We start from the raw sequence: 16,298 nt of genomic DNA on the forward strand, positions 1-16,298 counted from the left end.
GATCTTCCTGACCGTTGTCGCTCTGGGCGTGCTTGTCGCAGCCGGGTTCGGCGCCGTCTACCTGTGGGGCCTGATCCCCGAACGCTTCTGGACCAGCCCGTTCGGCTGGTTCCTTATGATGACCGGCGCCATCCTGCTGGTGACGGTCGGCGTGCTGATCGCCGTGGCCTTCCTGCTGCTCGCCGACCGCAAGATCTGGGCGGGCATCCAGATGCGCAAGGGGCCGAACGTGGTCGGGCCCTTCGGCCTGCTTCAGTCCTTCGCCGACATGATCAAGTTCGTGCTGAAGGAGATCGTCGTCCCGGCGGGCGCCGACAAGGCGGTCTTCCTGCTGGCGCCGGTCATCACCGTGATCACGGCCTTCATCACCTGGGCGGTCATTCCGTTCGCGCCGGGCTGGGTGATCTCGGACCTGAACGTCGGCATCCTCTACATCTTCGCCATCAGTTCTCTGGGCGTCTACGGCATCATCATGGGCGGCTGGGCGTCGAACTCGAAGTATCCGTTCCTCGGCTCGCTGCGGTCGGCGGCCCAGATGGTGTCCTATGAGGTCTCCATCGGTCTGGTGATCATCAACGTCATCCTGCTGGCCGGGACAATGAACCTGTCCGAGATCGTCAACGCCCAGCAGGGCGGCTTCTGGAACTGGTTCGCCTTCGGCGGCGGGCTCGACACCTGGCCGACCGTCGTCATCCTGTTCCCGATGATGATCGTCTTCTTCATCTCGGCCCTGGCCGAAACCAACCGCCCGCCGTTCGACCTGCCCGAGGCCGAGTCCGAACTCGTGGCCGGCTATCAGGTCGAGTATTCGTCGACGCCCTATCTGCTGTTCATGATGGGCGAGTACGTGAACATCATCTTCATGTGCGCGATGATCTCCATCCTGTTCTTCGGCGGATGGAACCCCGGCGTGCCGCAGGCCTGGCTGGACGCCCTGCCGGCCTGGCTGGAATATTCGATCTACCTGCTGACCCTGTTCGGCAAGATCGTCTTCTGGTTCGTCATGTTCGCGATCGTGAAGGGCTTCGTGCCGCGCTATCGCTATGACCAGCTGATGCGCCTGGGCTGGAAGATCTTCCTGCCGACCTCGCTGGTGGCGGTCGTCGCCACGGCGGCGTATCGCGTGTTCGTGGTGGGGGCGTGATGCGCATGGCCCTGATCGCGATGGCCCTGATTGCGATGGCCGGTGCGGCGACGTCTGCCTGCACCTTTCCGGCCTACGAGCCGCAGCCGACGACTGTGCACCAATGGGAACGCCGCCAGGAGGACATCCAGCGGCGCGAGGCCGAGCGCGTGCGCCTGTGCCAGATGATGAACAAGGACAGCGATCGCTACAAACGCGATTGCCGCCGTCCGGGAGATCCGAACTGATGCTGGCCCGACTGACCCAGACCGTGAAGGGCGCCCTGCTGCTGGACGCCGTCGGCGCCGTCGGCCTGACGGTGCGCGAGATGTTCCGTCCCAAGATGACGGTCAACTATCCGTTCGAGCGCAATCCGCAGTCGCCGCGCTTCCGGGGCGAGCACGCCCTTCGCCGCTATCCGAACGGCGAGGAACGCTGCATCGCCTGCAAGCTGTGCGAGGCCATCTGCCCGGCCCAGGCCATCACCATCGAGGCCGAACCGCGCGAGGACGGCAGCCGCCGCACCACCCGCTATGACATCGACATGGTGAAGTGCATCTACTGCGGCCTGTGCCAGGAGGCCTGCCCGGTGGACGCGATCGTCGAGGGGCCGAACAGCGAGTTCGCCACCGAGACCCGTGAGGAGCTGTATTTCGACAAGCAGCGCCTGCTCGACAACGGCGACCGCTGGGAACGGCAGATCGCGAAGAATCTGGAACTCGACGCGCCTTATCGCTAAGGCCCGTCTCGCTTGAACCGACCGCCGATTCCGAAGGGAAGGGCGGTCGAAACTGAAGGGGGCTCGGTCCCGCCCATGCTGCAAGGCATAGCGTTCTATCTGTTGGCGACGGTGGCGGTGATCTCCGCCCTGCTGGTCGTGACCGCGCGCAATCCGGTCCACAGCGTGCTGTTCCTCATCCTGACCTTCTTCTCGGCGGCCGGGCTGTTCGTCCTGCTGGGCGCCGAGTTCCTGGCCATGCTGCTGGTGGTCGTCTACGTCGGCGCCGTCGCGGTGCTGTTCCTGTTCGTGGTCATGATGCTGGACGTCGACTTCGTCCGCCTGCGCGAGGGTTACGCCCGCTACCTGCCCTTCGCCGCCATCATCGCGGCCGTGCTGCTGGTGGAGATGATCGTGATCTCGACCGCCGTCGCCTCGGGCGGCGCCGCGGCCGGGTCCGAGGGGCCGATGACGGCCACCGCCGAGGCCTCGAACGTCGAGATGATCGGCCGGGTGCTCTACACGGACTACGTCTATATCTTCCAGGCGGCCGGGATCGTGCTGCTGATCGCCATGATCGGCGCCATCGTCCTGACCCTGCGCCACAAGCCGGGCGTGCGCCGCCAGAACATCCACCAACAGGTCACCCGCGACGCCAAGACCGCCATCGAGATCAAGTCGGGCGTCCAGACCGGCGTGGGCGTGAAACCTGAGGAGCTGCTGTGATGATCGGGCTGCCCCACTATCTGGCGCTGGGCGCCATCCTGTTCACCATCGGCGTCTTCGGCATCTTCGTGAACCGCAAGAACGTCATCATCATCCTGATGTCGATCGAACTGATCCTGCTGGCGGTGAACATCAACTTCGTCGCCTTCTCGGCCTATCTGCACGACATCGCAGGTCAGATCATGGCCATGTTCATCCTGACCGTCGCCGCCGCAGAGGCCGCCGTCGGCCTGGCCGTGCTGGTGACCTTCTTCCGCAATCGCGGCGACATCGCCGTGGACGACGCCAGCGTGATGAAGGGCTGATCGCGTGAACCTCGAACTGCTCGTCACTCTCGGCGTCTTCGCTCCGCTGCTGGGGGCCGCCGTCGCCGGCTTCTTCGGTCGCCGCATCGGCGACCTGCCGTCGCAGGCCGTCACGACCGGTCTGCTGTTCTTCTCGTGCGCGGTGTCCTGGATCGTGTTCGGCCAGTGGACCTGGGGTCACCTGGAGGCGTTCACGGTCGAACTGGCGCCGTTCATCACGGTCGGCGACTTCAAGTCGGTCTGGTCGATCCGCGTCGACGCCCTGTCGGCCACCATGCTGATCGTGGTGACGACGGTGTCGTCGCTCGTGCACCTGTACTCCTGGGGCTACATGGCCGAGGACGACTCGAAGCCGCGCTTCTTCGCCTATCTGTCCCTGTTCACCTTCATGATGCTGGCGCTGGTGACGGCCGCCGACTTCATGCAGATCTTCTTCGGCTGGGAAGGCGTGGGTCTGGCGTCCTATTTGCTGATCGGCTTCTGGTTCAAGAAGCCCACGGCCAGCGCCGCCGCGATCAAGGCCTTCGTCGTCAATCGCGTCGGCGACTTCGGCTTCGTCCTGGGCATCATCACCGTCTACTGGATGTTCGGCACGATCAATTTCGCCGAACTGTTCCCGATGATCGAGGCCAAGGCCGGCACGACCTGGTCGTTCCTGGGCCATGACTGGTCGGCGCTGGATCTGGCCGGAATCCTGCTGTTCATCGGCGCCATGGGCAAGTCGGCCCAGTTCTTCCTGCACACCTGGCTGCCCGACGCCATGGAGGGCCCGACACCGGTGTCGGCCCTGATCCACGCCGCGACCATGGTCACCGCCGGCGTCTACATGGTCTGCCTGCTGAGCCCGATCTATGAGCACGCGCCGACCGCCTCGCTGATCATCGCGATCATCGGCGGCATCACGGCCCTGTTCGCGGCCACCGTCGGCATGATGCAGAACGACATCAAGCGGGTGATCGCCTATTCGACCTGTTCGCAGCTCGGCTACATGTTCTTCGCGGCCGGGGTGGGCGCCTATCAGGGCGCCATGTTCCACCTGTTCACCCACGCCTTCTTCAAGGCCCTGCTGTTCCTGGGCGCCGGTTCGGTGATCCACGGCATGCACCACGAACAGGACATGCGGAAGATGGGCGGGCTGTGGAAGCTGCTGCCGATCACCTACGGCGTCATGATGATCGGCACCATCGCCATCACCGGCCTGGGCATTCCCGGGATCTGGGGCTTCGCGGGCTTCTACTCGAAGGATTCGATCATCGAGAGCGCCTTCGCGGCGGCCACCAGCGGCCATTCGCCGGCCGGCTATTTCGCCTTCTTCATCGGCATCTCCGCCGCCCTGCTGACGTCCTACTATTCGTGGCGCCTGATCTTCATGACCTTCCACAACAAGCCCGCCTGGGCCGGGGAGGGGGCGCACGGCCACGACGATCACGCCCATGGACATGACGACCATGCGTCGCACGCCCAGCTGGAAACCCATTCCGAGCCGATCGCCGACGCCCACGACGACCACGCTCACGACGACCACCATCATCACGGCCCCCTGCATCCGCATGAGAGCCCCTGGGTCATGGTCGTGCCGCTGCTGGTGCTGTCGGTCGGCGCCGTGTTCGCGGGCTGGCTCTTCGCCCCGCATTTCATCGGCCACCACGAACACGAGTTCTGGCGCGGCGCCATCTATGTGGGCGAGCACAACCATGTGCTCCACGACAGCCACTCGGTCCCGACCTGGGTAAAGTGGTCGCCGCTGATCGTCACCCTGACCGGCCTGCTGGTCGCCTGGTGGATCTACGTCAGCCGCGAGGGCGTCGCCCGCCGCTGGGCCGAAGAGAACAGCCCCGTCTGGCGCTTCCTCTACAACAAGTGGCTGTTCGACGAGCTCTATGACGCCGTCTTCGTCAAGGGCGCCAAGGCCCTGGGCGACCTGTTCTGGAAAGTCGGCGACGTGAAGATCATCGACGGCCTGGGCCCCAACGGCGCCGCCTGGGCCTCGCTGAAGTCGGCGGCCCGACTGTCGCGGCTGCAGTCCGGCTATGTCTATTCCTATGCGTTCGTGATGCTGATCGGCGTGGCCGTTCTGCTCGCCTTCGTCATCCAAGCGTTCGGAGCCTGACCGTGCCCGCTATCCTGAGCATCGTCACCTTCCTGCCGCTTCTGGGCGCGCTCGCCATCCTGGTCGCGCGCCTGACGTCGAAGTCGCAGGACGCCGCCGCCCCGGCCGCGCGCTGGATCGCCCTGGGCACGACCCTGGCGGTCCTGGCCGTCTCGATCGTGCTGGTCGCCGGCTTCGACGCCTCCAACTCCGGCTATCAGTTCGTCGAGCGCCACGCCTGGTTCGCCGGCGCGTCCTATCATCTGGGTGTCGACGGGATCTCGATCCTGTTCGTCCTGCTGACCGCCTTCCTGATGCCGATCTGCATCCTGGCCAGCTGGAAGTCGATCGAGACCCGCGTCGTCGAATACATGATCCTGTTCCTGGTGCTGGAGACCCTGGTCATCGGCGTCTTCACCGCCCTGGACCTGTTCCTGTTCTACATCTTCTTCGAAGGCACCCTGGTGCCGATGTTCTTGATCATCGGCATCTGGGGCGGGGCGAACCGGATCTACGCCTCGTACAAGTTCTTCCTCTACACCCTGCTAGGCTCCGTCCTAATGCTGCTGGCCATGTTGTGGATGGCGCATGACGCCGGCACGACCAGCATCCCGGACATGAAGGCCCACGTCTTCGACGCCCGCTATCAGCCCCTGCTGTGGCTGGCCTTCTTCGCCTCGTTCGCGGTCAAGATGCCGATGTGGCCGGTCCACACCTGGCTGCCCGACGCCCACGTCCAGGCGCCGACGGCCGGATCGGTCATCCTGGCCGGCATCCTGCTGAAGCTCGGCGGCTACGGCTTCATCCTGTTCAACGTGCCGATGTTCCCGATCGCCTCGCAGATGTTCCAGCCCCTGGTGCTGGCCCTGTCGGTGATCGCGGTCGTCTACACCTCGCTGGTCGCCTTCCGTCAGACCGACATCAAGAAGCTGATCGCCTATTCGTCGGTGGCCCACATGGGCTTCGTCACCATGGGCATCTTCGCCGGCAATGACGTCGGCATGCAGGGCGCCATCTTCCAGATGCTGAGCCACGGCCTCATCTCCGGCGCCCTCTTCCTCTGCGTCGGCGTGGTCTATGACCGGATGCACACGCGCGAGATCGCCTTCTACGGCGGTCTGACCAGCCGCATGCCGTGGTACGCCGCCATCTTCCTGATGTTCACCATGGCCAACGTCGGCCTGCCGGGCACCTCCGGCTTTGTCGGCGAGGTCCTGACCATGACCGGCGCCTATCAGGCCTCGACCTGGGCGGCCCTGATCGCGGCCTCGGGCGTGATCTTCTCGGCGGTGTATGCGCTGACGCTGTACCGCAACGTCATGTTCGGCGAGATCACCAACCCGGCGCTGAAGACCATCACCGACATCGACAGGCGCGAACTGCTGATCTTCGTGCCCCTGATCGTCGGCACCATCTGGCTGGGCCTCCAGCCGGACCTCATCCTCAATACGACCGCCGCCTCCGTTGACGCCGTCGTGGGCGCCTATCGCGCCGCGACCGGCGGGTGAGACCGACATGCCTGATCTGATTTCCGCCCTGCATCTCGCCGCCCCGGAAGCGACGCTCGCCGTCGGCGGGCTGATCCTGCTGGTCTTCGGCGCCTTCGCCGGCGACAAGGCGACGAAGCTGGTGTCCGGCGCATCGGTGCTGCTGCTGATCGGCGCCGCCGTCCTGGCCGCCGTCGGTCCGCTGGGCCAGGCGTTCAACGGCGCCTATGTGGCCGACCCGCTGGCGGTCTACGGCAAGGTCCTGATCTTCCTGTGTTCGGCCGTGGCCGTGGTGCTGGGCGGCGGCTGGATCGGCCGCCAGAAGATCGCGCGTTTCGAATTCCCCATCCTGATCGTCCTGGCCTCGGCCGGTATGGGCATGATGGCGTCATCGGGCGATCTGATCAGCCTGTATGTCGGCATCGAGCTGCACTCCCTGGCCCTCTACGTCCTGGCCGCCTATCACCGCGACGACCTGAAGGCGTCCGAGGCGGGCCTGAAGTATTTCGTTCTCGGCGCCCTGTCGTCGGGCCTGCTGCTGTACGGCGCCAGCCTGATCTACGGCTTCACCGGCTCGATGCGCTTCGAGGACATCGCCGCCATCGCGCAGCAGTCGGACGTCGGCCCGGGCCTGATCTTCGGCCTGGTGTTTCTGATCGCGGGCCTCGCCTTCAAGGTCTCTGCCGCGCCGTTCCACATGTGGACGCCCGACGTCTATGAGGGCGCCCCGACCCCGGTCGTCGCCCTGTTCGCCACGGCCCCCAAGGTCGCGGCCATGGTCCTGATCGCGCGCGTGCTGGAAGGCGCCTTCGCCGGGGCCCACGCCCAATGGTCCCAGGTCGTGATCCTGATCGCCTTGGCCTCGTTCGTGGTCGGCGCCCTGGGGGGTCTGGCGCAGAAGAACATCCAGCGCCTGCTGGCCTATTCGTCGATCATCAACATCGGCTACGCCCTGCTGGCCATCGCCGCAGGCACGACCCTGGGCGTCAAGGCCATGCTGCTGTTCCTGACGCTGTACGTCATCGACCAGTTCGGCTTCTTCTCGATCCTGCTCAGCCTGGCGCGCGGCGGCAAGCCGATCCGCGAGATCGCCGGCCTGGCGGGTCTGAAGGCGGACAAGCCGCTGACCGCCGTCGCCCTGACCATCCTGTCGCTGTCGGTCCTGGGCATGCCGCCGCTGTCCGGCTTCTGGGCCAAGTGGGCGGTGTTCGGCGCCTCGGTCAACGCGGGCTACTGGATGGCTGCCTCGGCGGGTCTGGTCGCCTCTGTCGTAGCCGCCTTCTATTACCTGCGGATCATCAAGCTGATGTGGTTCGACGCGGCGCCGGAGGGAACTGCGCCCACCGACGCGGCTCCGGTCGAGGCCAGGTGGATCGGCTGGGCCTGCGCCGCCTTCGCCTTCCCCCTGGTGATCCTCGGCCTGATCTGGCTGGATCCGCTGACCCAGGCGGCGGCGGCCGGCTTCGGCGTAGGCTAGGTGGCGACGCCCCCGATCCTGATTCTCGACAGCGTCGACTCCACCAATGCGGAGGCCCGGCGCCGGGCGGAGGCGGGCGAAACCGGGCCGCTCTGGATCGTGGCGCGCACCCAGACGGCGGGCAGGGGACGACGGGGCCGCGAGTGGGTCAGCGATCGGGGCAACCTGTTCTCCACCCTGCTGACCACGACCCAGAAATCCCCCGCCGAGGCGGCCCAGGTCACCTTCATCGCGGCCCTCGCCGTGGCGGAGATGCTCGACATGTTCGCGCCGTCGCCTCTGGTGACGATCAAATGGCCAAATGACGTGATGATCGACGACGAGAAGGTCTCGGGCATCCTCGTCGAGTCCGGCGCGACGGCCGGCGGTCTGTGGCTGGCCGTCGGTGTCGGCGTCAACCTCAATCACGCGCCTGTGGCGACAGAGCGTCCGGCGGCGGCCCTGGGCGGCCATCTGCGCGGCGACGTCTTCGCGCCCCCCTCGATCGAAACGGCGGCCGAGGTTCTGGCCGAGGCGTTCGAGACCTGGCGGGCGCGTTGGGAAGGCCTGGGCTTCGCGCCGGTGCTCGACGCCTGGCGCAGCCGGTGCCGAGGCCTGGACGGACCGTGCGTGGCGCGTCTGGGGCATGAAACGATCGAAGGGACGGCGGACGGGGTCGAGGACGACGGCGCCCTCAGGCTTCGTCTGGCGGACGGGTCCCTGCGCCTCGTCTCGGCGGGCGACGTCTTTTTCGGCGCCGCGAACGGAGGGCGCGCCTGATGCTGCTGGCCATCGAACAGGGCAACACCAACACGCTCTTCGCCATTCATGACGGCGAGACCTGGATCGCCCAGTGGCGCGCCGCCACCGAGGCCAGCCGAACCGCCGACGAATACGCCGTCTGGCTCAGCCAGCTGCTGCACATGCACCGGCTCGGGTTCGATGACCTGAAGGGCTGCATCGTCTCCAGCGTCGTGCCCCAGTCGATCTTCAACCTGCGGAACCTCTCGCGGCGCTATATGAACGTCGAGCCGCTGATCGTGGGCGAGAACGCCGACCTGGGCATCGAAATCCGCATTCCCAAGCCCAGCGAGGCGGGGGCTGACCGGTTGGTCAACGCCATCGGGGCGCATCTGACCTATCCGGGCGACCTGCTCTTGATCGACAGCGGCACGGCCACCACCTTCGACGTCGTCGCCGCCGACGGCGCCTTCGAGGGCGGACTGATCGCGCCGGGCATCAATCTGTCGCTGACGGCCCTGCACGAGGCAGCCGCAAAATTGCCCCGCATCGCCATCCAGAAGCCGGATCGGGTGATCGGCAAGGACACGGTGGGGGCCATGCAGTCGGGCGTCTTCTGGGGCTATATCGCCCTGATCGAGGGCCTGGTCGACCGCATCCGCGCCGAATGGGGCCGGCCCCTGACCGTCATCGGAACCGGCGGCGTGGCCAGCCTGTTCGAGGGCGCGACAACAAGAATTGACCGGTTCGATCCGGACCTGACCATCCGCGGACTGCTGGAGATCTGGCGCCGCAACTCACACTGAAAGACTGAATGAAAAAGAAACCTGACGACGAACTCGTCTTCCTGCCGCTGGGCGGCTCGGGCGAGGTCGGAATGAACCTGAATGCCTATGGCTACGGGCCGGAGGCTGACCGCGAATGGCTGGTGGTCGACGTGGGCGTGACCTTCGGCGACCTGTCGACCCCGGGCGTCGACGTGATCGTGCCGGACCCGACCTTCCTGGAAGGGGAGACCCTGCGCGGCATCGTCCTGACCCATGCGCACGAGGACCACATCGGCGCCCTGCCGTGGCTGTGCCCGCGCCTGAAGGCGCCGCTCTACGCCACGCCCTTCACCGCCTTCCTGATCCGCGAAAAGCTGCGCGAGGCGGGGATTCTGGATCAGGTGACGATCCACGAGGTCCCTTTGGGCGGGACCATCGAGCTGGGTCCGTTCAAGGTCGAAATGGTCACCATGACCCATTCGATCGCGGAGCCGAACGGCCTGGCCATCACCACGCCTCTGGGCACGGTCCTGCATACCGGCGACTGGAAGATCGACGAGGCGCCGGTCATCGGCCGCACGACCGACAGCGACGCCATCAAGGCCTTGGGCGACGACGGTCTGCTGGCCCTGGTCTGCGATTCCACCAACGTCTTCGTCGAGGGCTCGGCCGGGTCCGAAAGCGATGTGCGCGACGCCCTGTTCGAACTGATCGGTTCGCTGAAGACCGGCCGGATCGCCGTGGGCTGTTTCGCCTCCAACGTCGCCCGGATGGACAGCGTCATCGCCGCCGCCGAGGCCGCCGGCCGCCGGGTCTTCCTGGCCGGCCGGTCGATGAACCGCATCACCTCGGCCGCCAAGCACGTCGGCCTGCTGGCGAACGCCGGCAAATTTCTGTCGGACGAAGAGGCCAGGCGCTGGCCCGACGACCAGATCCTGTATCTGTGCACCGGCAGCCAGGGCGAGGCCAACGCCGCCCTGGCGCGCGTATCGGGCGGAACCCATCCGGTCGTGAAGCTGGGCCTCGGCGACCACTGCATCTTCTCGTCTCGGGTCATTCCCGGCAATGAGCTGTCGATCGCCCGCCTGCAGGATCGCCTGTCCGACCGCGGCGTGCGCATCTACACCGAGAAGGACCACCCCGGAATCCACGTCTCGGGCCACCCCTGCCGCGACGAATTGCGCCAGATCTACGCGTGGGCGCGGCCGCAGATCGCCGTCCCGACCCACGGCATGCGCCGCCATCTGGCCGAGCACGCCATTCTGGCGAAGGAGTTGGGCGTCGAGCAGACGGTCACTCCGCGCAACGGCGATGTGGTCCGCCTGGCCCCGGGCCCGGCGGCGATCGTCGATGAGGTTCCGAACGGCCGTCTGTTCGTCGACGGCGGCATGCTGGTGACCGAACAGGGCGAGGCCCTGCGCGAGCGTCGCCACGCCTCCACCAACGGCGTCCTGATCGTCAGCTTCGCCCTGGATCGTCGCGGCAAGATCGTCTCCGACATCGATCTGCGCGCCATCGGCCTGCCCAGCGGAGACGAGAACCCGCTGGAAGACGCCCTCGACAATATGGCCGAGCGCGTCGAGCAGGTGGTTCGCAGCCTCAAGGCCGAGGCGCTCGAGGACGACATGGTCATCGAACAGGCCGTGGCCCGCACGCTCAAGAAGGCCGGCCAACAGTTCTGGGATCGGCGTCCGATCGTGGAAACCATCGTCCTCAGGCTGTAGGAAATCGCCATGGCCGAGACCCTGTTCTTGCTGCACCCCGACTGGCACGACGATCAGGGCGGACCGTGGTTCTGCCCAGCCGGCGCCTATATCGAGGGCGTGCTCGGCTTCTATCCAATCCTGCGCGAACGGCTGGAGGTGGTCTATCTGGATCATCCCCGGCCGCGCCCGCCGGTGATCGCGGCGGTCGGCGAAGATCACCAGAGCTGCCCCATCCTGATACTGGACGGCGAACTGGACTGGCCCGAGGCCCAGGTCAGCGCGGCCACCGGCCGTCGCTTCCTGCAGGATCACGCCATCGCTCCCTATCTGGCCGCCCGCTATGGCGTCGGCCGACCCCATCCCTGACGGAGACGCGGTCATGCCCATCGGCCCCATCACCATGTTCGCCATCTATCTGACCGTCTGGTGGACCGTCCTGTTCGCCGTCCTGCCGCTGGGCATGACGCAGGAGGACCGCGAGCGCCCGACGGACGGTGCCCAGTGGGGCGCGCCGGTGAACCCGAACCTCAAGAAGAAGTTCATCACCACGACCTGGGTCTCGGCCATCGTCTGGGCGGTCATCATGCTGGTGATCTGGACCGGCGTGATGCCCCTGCCGACCTTCTGACGCCACGACCGGCCCTGGTTCACGACGGCCGGGGAACTCGAGCGCGAGCTTTGCTTTGCTGTCTCGGCCTGGCTTTTGCCCCGGCGGGGCTAGACCAAAATCGGTTCGGATTGATTCAATCCGAACTCAGATTTTGGTCCAGCATCAACGAATTGAGCGAGGATCTGGGTTCGAATGCGATCGCATTCGAACCGATCTCGCTTTATTGCTGCGCCGACGCTGATTGATTGGATTCCCTGATGCGCCTGTCGCGCTACTTCCTGCCCACGCTCAAAGAAGCCCCTTCCGACGCCCAGATCGTGTCGCACCAGCTGATGCTGCGCGCCGGTCTGATCAAGCAGGAGGCCGCCGGCATCTACGCCTGGCTGCCTCTGGGGCTGCGGGTGCTGCGCAAGATCGAGCAGATCGTGCGCGAGGAGCAGGTGAGGGCAGGGGCGGTCGAACTGCTGATGCCGACCCTGCAACTGGCCGACCTGTGGCGCGAGAGCGGCCGCTATGACGCCTATGGCCCGGAGATGCTGCGCATCACCGACCGGCACGAGCGTGAGCTGCTGTACGGCCCCACCAACGAGGAGATGGTCACCGACATCTTCCGCGGCTTCGTGAAGAGCTACAAATCCCTGCCGCTGAATCTCTTCCACATCCAGTGGAAGTTTCGCGACGAACGTCGTCCGCGCTTCGGTGTCATGCGCGGCCGCGAATTCCTGATGAAGGACGCCTATTCGTTCGATCTGGACGAGGCTTCGGCGCGCAAGGCCTACAACCGGATGTTCGTGGCCTATCTGAACACCTTCGCCCGCATGGGGCTGAAGGCCGTGCCGATGCGCGCCGACACCGGGCCGATCGGCGGCGATCTGAGCCACGAATTCATCGTCCTGGCGGACACGGGCGAAAGCGCCGTCTTCTGCGACCGCAAACTGGTCGAGATGCCCGCCCCCGGCGCCGACGTCGACTGGGACGACCTCCAGGCGATCGTGGACGAGCGCATCGCCCTCTACGCCGCGACCGAGGAAATGCACGACGCCGCCGCCTTCGAAGGCCAGACCGCAGAGGCGGACCGTCTGTCGGCGCGCGGCATCGAGGTGGGCCACATCTTCTACTTCGGCGAAAAATACTCGAAGCCGATGAAGGCTTCCGTACAGGGCCCGGACGGGAAGGAAACCCCGGTCCACATGGGCTCCTACGGCGTCGGCGTGTCGCGCCTGCTCGGCGCCATCATCGAGGCCAGCCACGACGACGCCGGCATCATCTGGCCCGAGGCCGTGGCCCCGTTCGATGTCGTCGTCATCAACCTGCGCGCCAATGACGAAGCCGTCTCCGCCGCCTGCGAGGACGCCGTCAAACAGCTGGAGGCCGCCGGCAAGGACGTCCTCTATGACGACACCGACGAGCGTCCGGGCGGCAAGTTCGCCACCGCCGACTTGATCGGCGTGCCCTGGCAGCTGACCATCGGTCCCAAGGGTCTGGCGGACGGCGTGGTCGAGCTGAAACGCCGCGCGACGGGCGAGAAGTTCACCCTGTCGCTAGCCGACGCCCTGGAGAAGCTGGCTTGACCGACGTCGGCATCAAGCCCGCCGGCCCCCTCTCCGGTTGGGAGGTCGGGCTGGCGGTCCGCTATCTGCGCGCCAAGCGCAAGGAGGGCGGCATCGCCCTGATCGCCATCATCTCCTATGTCGCCATCGCCCTGGCGGTCATGGCCCTGATCACGGTGATGAGCATCATGGCCGGCTTCCGCGCCGAGCTGCTGGGCCGGATGCTGTCGTTCAACGGGCACATGTACGTTCAGGGCGCGGTCCTCACGGCGCTGGACCGCGACCAGGCGCTGGAGCGGATCGCCAGGGTGCCGGGCGTTGTCAGCGTCAGCCCGATCGTCGAGGCCCAGAGCCTGGTTCGCGCCGGCGGCTATACGACCGGCGCCATCGTGCGCGGCCTGCGTCCCCAAGATCTGGCCAGCATGAACTTCGTGGCCGACAGCCTGACGCCCGAGGCCAGGCGCGGTTTCGGCCAGGGCGATTACGGCGGCGACCGCATCCTGATGGGCCAGAGCCTGATGGATCAGATGGGCCTCAAGGTCGGCGACCCGGTCACCCTGTATTCGCCCACCGGCGCCGACAGCGCCTTCGGCAATCTGGGTGGGCTGGAAAAGACCTATTTCGTCGGCGGCGCCTATTCGTCCGGCACGGCCGACTATGACCGGGCCTATATCTTCATGCCGCTGGAACAGGCCCAGCTGTTCTTCGGCAAGGACGGCGTCTGGGACGTGCTGGAGCTCAAGATCGCCGATGCGGACCGCGTCCAGGCCTATCTGGCCCCGGTGCAGCAGGCCGCCGGACCCGGCTCCGTCGTCACCGACTGGCGCCAGCGCCTGGCCGCCTTCTGGGGCGCGCTGAAGGTCGAACGGGTGGCCATGAGCATCATCCTGGGCCTGGTCGTCGCCATCGCCGCCCTGAACATCATCTCCGGCATCGTCATGCTGGTGAAGAACAAGACGCGCGATATCGCCATCCTGCGCACCGTGGGCGCCAGCCAGTCGTCCATGCTGCGCATCTTTTTCATGTCCGGCGCCCTGATCGGGGTTGCAGGCACCCTGACGGGCCTGCTGCTGGGCCTGCTGTTCTGCCTGAACATCGGCGCGATCCAGCACTTCCTCGAATGGGTATTCCAGACCCAGCTGTTCAACGCCGATGTGTATCAGCTGGAGTCGATCCCGGCCCTTGTGGACCCGCTCGACGTGTTCTGGGTCACCGTCTGGTCCTTCTTCATGAGCTGTGTCGCCGGCCTGATCCCGTCCTGGCAGGCCGCCAAACTCGATCCGGTGGAGGCTCTTCGCTATGAGTGAGCCCGTCCTGAACGACACCGTCCTGTCCCTGCGCGGCGTCACCCGCACCTATGACACCGCCACCGGCGGCCTCACGGTGCTCAAGGGCGTCGACCTGGACATCCGTCCCGGCGAGGTCGTCGGCCTGATCGGGCCTTCCGGCTCGGGCAAGTCGTCCCTGCTGCACGCCGCCGGTCTGCTGGAGCGGCCGACCACGGGCGAGGTCCACATCGACGGCGCCGTCGTCGGCGGTCTGGACGAACGCGCCCGCACCCACATCCGTCTGGCCAAGATCGGCTTCGTCTATCAGTTCCATCACCTGCTGCCCGAGTTCGACGCCCTCGACAATGTGGCCCTGCCGCTGCGCATCGCCGGCCACGGCTTGAAGCCAGCGCGCGATCGGGCCGCCGATCTTCTGGGCCGGCTGGGCCTCGGCGACCGGTTGAACCACCAGCCTTCGCAGCTGTCCGGCGGGGAGCGCCAGCGGGTCGCCGTGGCCCGGGCCCTGGCCAACCGGCCCCGCCTGCTGCTGGCGGACGAGCCGACGGGCAACCTCGATCCGGCCACCAGCCAGACCGTGTTCGAGGCCCTGCGCGATCTCGCCCACACGACGGGCGTCGCCGCCCTGATCGCCACCCACAACATGGAGCTGGCGGGCCATATGGACCGGGTCTTCGCCCTCAAGGACGGCCATCTGGAACAGCGCGCGGCCGAGAGCCAGGAATACTGACGCCGCCTCATCGGGGCGACGGAAGGCCGCGCTTGGCATTCCGGGCGAGCCGGGCCTAGGCTGACGCTCTCAGACAAACGAGGATCGCCATGAAGCCCCTGCTCATGAAACCCATGTTCCTGTCCGCCGTTCTGGCTACCGGTGTCATCGCCCTGGGCGCCTGCACCCCGGCCGACACCGGGAAGGCCGAGGCGCCGACCGCGCCGGTCACCGACATCACCCCGACCGCAGCCGCCGACATTCCCGACGCCGTGCGCGCCGTGGCCCTGGCGACCCGACCCGGCATGATCGTCTCGGAGGCCGAACTGAAGGAGCGGGAAGGGCGTCGCTACTACGATGTCGAGGGGACGCTGAACGGCGCGGAGATCGAGCTCGACATGCTGGAGACCCCGCAGGGTTGGCAGGTGGTCGAAATCCAGCGTGACATTCCCTGGGCTGAGGCGCCCGTGATCGTCTCGGGCGCGGTTCAGGCCCAGCGGGCGGGCTTCGCGCCGGTGCGGGTGATCGAAAGCACCCAGGCCGATGACGGATCGGTCATCTACGAGCTCTTCGCCGAGGGTCAGCCGGACACGCCGGCCGTCGAGGTGCGGGTACGGAACGGCCGCGCTGAAATCCTCAAGGAGGTCTGGCCCCACTGATCCGGGGATCAGCCCATGGCGTCGAAGTGATCCACAGGCCTTGACGGGAACGAAGTGAGAACATAGAACATTACAAGAACTCACAGGGCGACTTGGGGACAAGACCATGCCGAGACTGGTGCGTGACATGCTTTCGCTGGCTTCCTGCGGGGGCTTCGTCCTGATGGTCTGGAGCCTTGCTGTGGTCGTGACTCCGGCCTGATCCGGACTCTCCCGACTCTCTCGACTCCGTTTTGGCCGGGATGCTCCGGGCAGGGACGCTATCCACAGGCGTGCGGGCGGTGATTGCGGTCTGGCGGCGTTTTTCGGTGACGGCGGCCGCCGCTGTGTGAGACTCGGGGCAGGATGATCGCGTCGGGCGGTCGT

At 66.4% G+C, this 16,298-nt stretch carries 17 protein-coding genes; all 17 read left to right on the top strand.

The features are described 5' to 3' along the window. Positions 1-115: 115 nt before the first annotated feature. Positions 116-1,144: an NADH-quinone oxidoreductase subunit NuoH gene (gene nuoH, locus ACO2Q1_RS13895; RefSeq protein ID WP_423330127.1), complete on the top strand. Its 1,029-nt coding sequence runs from the start codon at positions 116-118 to the stop codon at positions 1,142-1,144. Continuing rightward, the gene (locus ACO2Q1_RS13900) at positions 1,144-1,371 is read left to right on the top strand and encodes a hypothetical protein (RefSeq protein ID WP_423330074.1); all 228 of its coding nucleotides are present in this window, start codon (positions 1,144-1,146) and stop codon (positions 1,369-1,371) included. Before nuoH ends, ACO2Q1_RS13900 begins: the two co-directional genes overlap by 1 nt. After that, positions 1,371-1,862 (top strand): NADH-quinone oxidoreductase subunit NuoI, encoded by a 492-nt coding sequence (nuoI, locus tag ACO2Q1_RS13905; RefSeq protein WP_423330075.1) that lies wholly within the window; start codon positions 1,371-1,373, stop codon positions 1,860-1,862. Before ACO2Q1_RS13900 ends, nuoI begins: the two co-directional genes overlap by 1 nt. A 75-nt stretch (positions 1,863-1,937) precedes the next feature. Then, positions 1,938-2,567 (top strand): NADH-quinone oxidoreductase subunit J, encoded by a 630-nt coding sequence (locus ACO2Q1_RS13910; protein WP_423330076.1) that lies wholly within the window; start codon positions 1,938-1,940, stop codon positions 2,565-2,567. After that, positions 2,567-2,872 carry an NADH-quinone oxidoreductase subunit NuoK gene (gene nuoK, locus ACO2Q1_RS13915; protein ID WP_423330077.1) on the top strand — a complete coding sequence of 102 codons (306 nt, stop codon included), beginning with the start codon at positions 2,567-2,569 and terminating at the stop codon, positions 2,870-2,872. The genes ACO2Q1_RS13910 and nuoK overlap by 1 nt, the downstream gene beginning before the upstream one ends. A gap of 4 nt (positions 2,873-2,876) precedes the next feature. Further along, positions 2,877-4,982 (top strand): NADH-quinone oxidoreductase subunit L, encoded by a 2,106-nt coding sequence (nuoL, locus tag ACO2Q1_RS13920; protein ID WP_423330078.1) that lies wholly within the window; start codon positions 2,877-2,879, stop codon positions 4,980-4,982. A gap of 2 nt (positions 4,983-4,984) precedes the next feature. After that, positions 4,985-6,469 (top strand): NADH-quinone oxidoreductase subunit M, encoded by a 1,485-nt coding sequence (locus ACO2Q1_RS13925; RefSeq protein WP_423330079.1) that lies wholly within the window; start codon positions 4,985-4,987, stop codon positions 6,467-6,469. A gap of 7 nt (positions 6,470-6,476) precedes the next feature. Next, entirely contained in the window at positions 6,477-7,925 is a 1,449-nt protein-coding gene (gene nuoN, locus ACO2Q1_RS13930) for an NADH-quinone oxidoreductase subunit NuoN (protein WP_423330080.1), read from the top strand. Then, positions 7,926-8,684, top strand: a complete 759-nt coding sequence (locus ACO2Q1_RS13935; protein ID WP_423330081.1) for a biotin--[acetyl-CoA-carboxylase] ligase — start codon at positions 7,926-7,928, stop codon at positions 8,682-8,684. Beyond that, positions 8,681-9,451 carry a type III pantothenate kinase gene (locus ACO2Q1_RS13940; protein WP_423330128.1) on the top strand — a complete coding sequence of 257 codons (771 nt, stop codon included), beginning with the start codon at positions 8,681-8,683 and terminating at the stop codon, positions 9,449-9,451. Before ACO2Q1_RS13935 ends, ACO2Q1_RS13940 begins: the two co-directional genes overlap by 4 nt. 8 nt (positions 9,452-9,459) lie before the next feature. Continuing rightward, positions 9,460-11,136, top strand: coding sequence for a ribonuclease J (locus ACO2Q1_RS13945; RefSeq protein ID WP_423330082.1), 1,677 nt, complete (start codon positions 9,460-9,462; stop codon positions 11,134-11,136). 9 nt (positions 11,137-11,145) lie between these two features. Then, on the top strand, positions 11,146-11,484 hold the full coding sequence (locus ACO2Q1_RS13950; RefSeq protein WP_423330083.1) for a DUF3088 family protein: 339 nt from the start codon (positions 11,146-11,148) through the stop codon (positions 11,482-11,484). A gap of 13 nt (positions 11,485-11,497) precedes the next feature. Continuing rightward, positions 11,498-11,746: a DUF1467 family protein gene (locus ACO2Q1_RS13955; protein ID WP_423330084.1), complete on the top strand. Its 249-nt coding sequence runs from the start codon at positions 11,498-11,500 to the stop codon at positions 11,744-11,746. Positions 11,747-11,985: 239 nt separating this feature from the next. After that, positions 11,986-13,299 (top strand): proline--tRNA ligase, encoded by a 1,314-nt coding sequence (gene proS, locus ACO2Q1_RS13960; protein WP_423330085.1) that lies wholly within the window; start codon positions 11,986-11,988, stop codon positions 13,297-13,299. Further along, positions 13,296-14,585, top strand: a complete 1,290-nt coding sequence (locus ACO2Q1_RS13965; RefSeq protein WP_423330086.1) for a lipoprotein-releasing ABC transporter permease subunit — start codon at positions 13,296-13,298, stop codon at positions 14,583-14,585. The genes proS and ACO2Q1_RS13965 overlap by 4 nt, the downstream gene beginning before the upstream one ends. Positions 14,586-14,592: 7 nt before the next feature. Continuing rightward, the gene (locus tag ACO2Q1_RS13970; RefSeq protein ID WP_423330129.1) at positions 14,593-15,294 is read left to right on the top strand and encodes an ABC transporter ATP-binding protein; all 702 of its coding nucleotides are present in this window, start codon (positions 14,593-14,595) and stop codon (positions 15,292-15,294) included. Between the two features lie 89 nt (positions 15,295-15,383). After that, complete coding sequence (locus ACO2Q1_RS13975; protein WP_423330087.1) at positions 15,384-15,932, top strand: hypothetical protein; 549 nt, start codon at positions 15,384-15,386, stop codon at positions 15,930-15,932. Positions 15,933-16,298 lie beyond the last annotated feature (366 nt).

Source organism: Brevundimonas sp. VNH65, assembly GCF_049445955.1.
GTDB lineage: Bacteria > Pseudomonadota > Alphaproteobacteria > Caulobacterales > Caulobacteraceae > Brevundimonas.

Coding starts and splice junctions, on each gene's coding strand:
- ACO2Q1_RS13910 (WP_423330076.1), top strand. CDS start 1,938: ATGCTGCAAGGCATAGCGTTCTATCTGTTGGCGACGGTGGCGGTGATC.
- nuoH (WP_423330127.1), top strand. CDS start 116: ATGATGACCGGCGCCATCCTGCTGGTGACGGTCGGCGTGCTGATCGCC.
- nuoI (WP_423330075.1), top strand. CDS start 1,371: ATGCTGGCCCGACTGACCCAGACCGTGAAGGGCGCCCTGCTGCTGGAC.
- proS (WP_423330085.1), top strand. CDS start 11,986: ATGCGCCTGTCGCGCTACTTCCTGCCCACGCTCAAAGAAGCCCCTTCC.
- nuoK (WP_423330077.1), top strand. CDS start 2,567: ATGATCGGGCTGCCCCACTATCTGGCGCTGGGCGCCATCCTGTTCACC.
- ACO2Q1_RS13950 (WP_423330083.1), top strand. CDS start 11,146: ATGGCCGAGACCCTGTTCTTGCTGCACCCCGACTGGCACGACGATCAG.
- ACO2Q1_RS13945 (WP_423330082.1), top strand. CDS start 9,460: ATGAAAAAGAAACCTGACGACGAACTCGTCTTCCTGCCGCTGGGCGGC.
- nuoN (WP_423330080.1), top strand. CDS start 6,477: ATGCCTGATCTGATTTCCGCCCTGCATCTCGCCGCCCCGGAAGCGACG.
- ACO2Q1_RS13975 (WP_423330087.1), top strand. CDS start 15,384: ATGAAGCCCCTGCTCATGAAACCCATGTTCCTGTCCGCCGTTCTGGCT.
- ACO2Q1_RS13955 (WP_423330084.1), top strand. CDS start 11,498: ATGCCCATCGGCCCCATCACCATGTTCGCCATCTATCTGACCGTCTGG.
- ACO2Q1_RS13900 (WP_423330074.1), top strand. CDS start 1,144: ATGCGCATGGCCCTGATCGCGATGGCCCTGATTGCGATGGCCGGTGCG.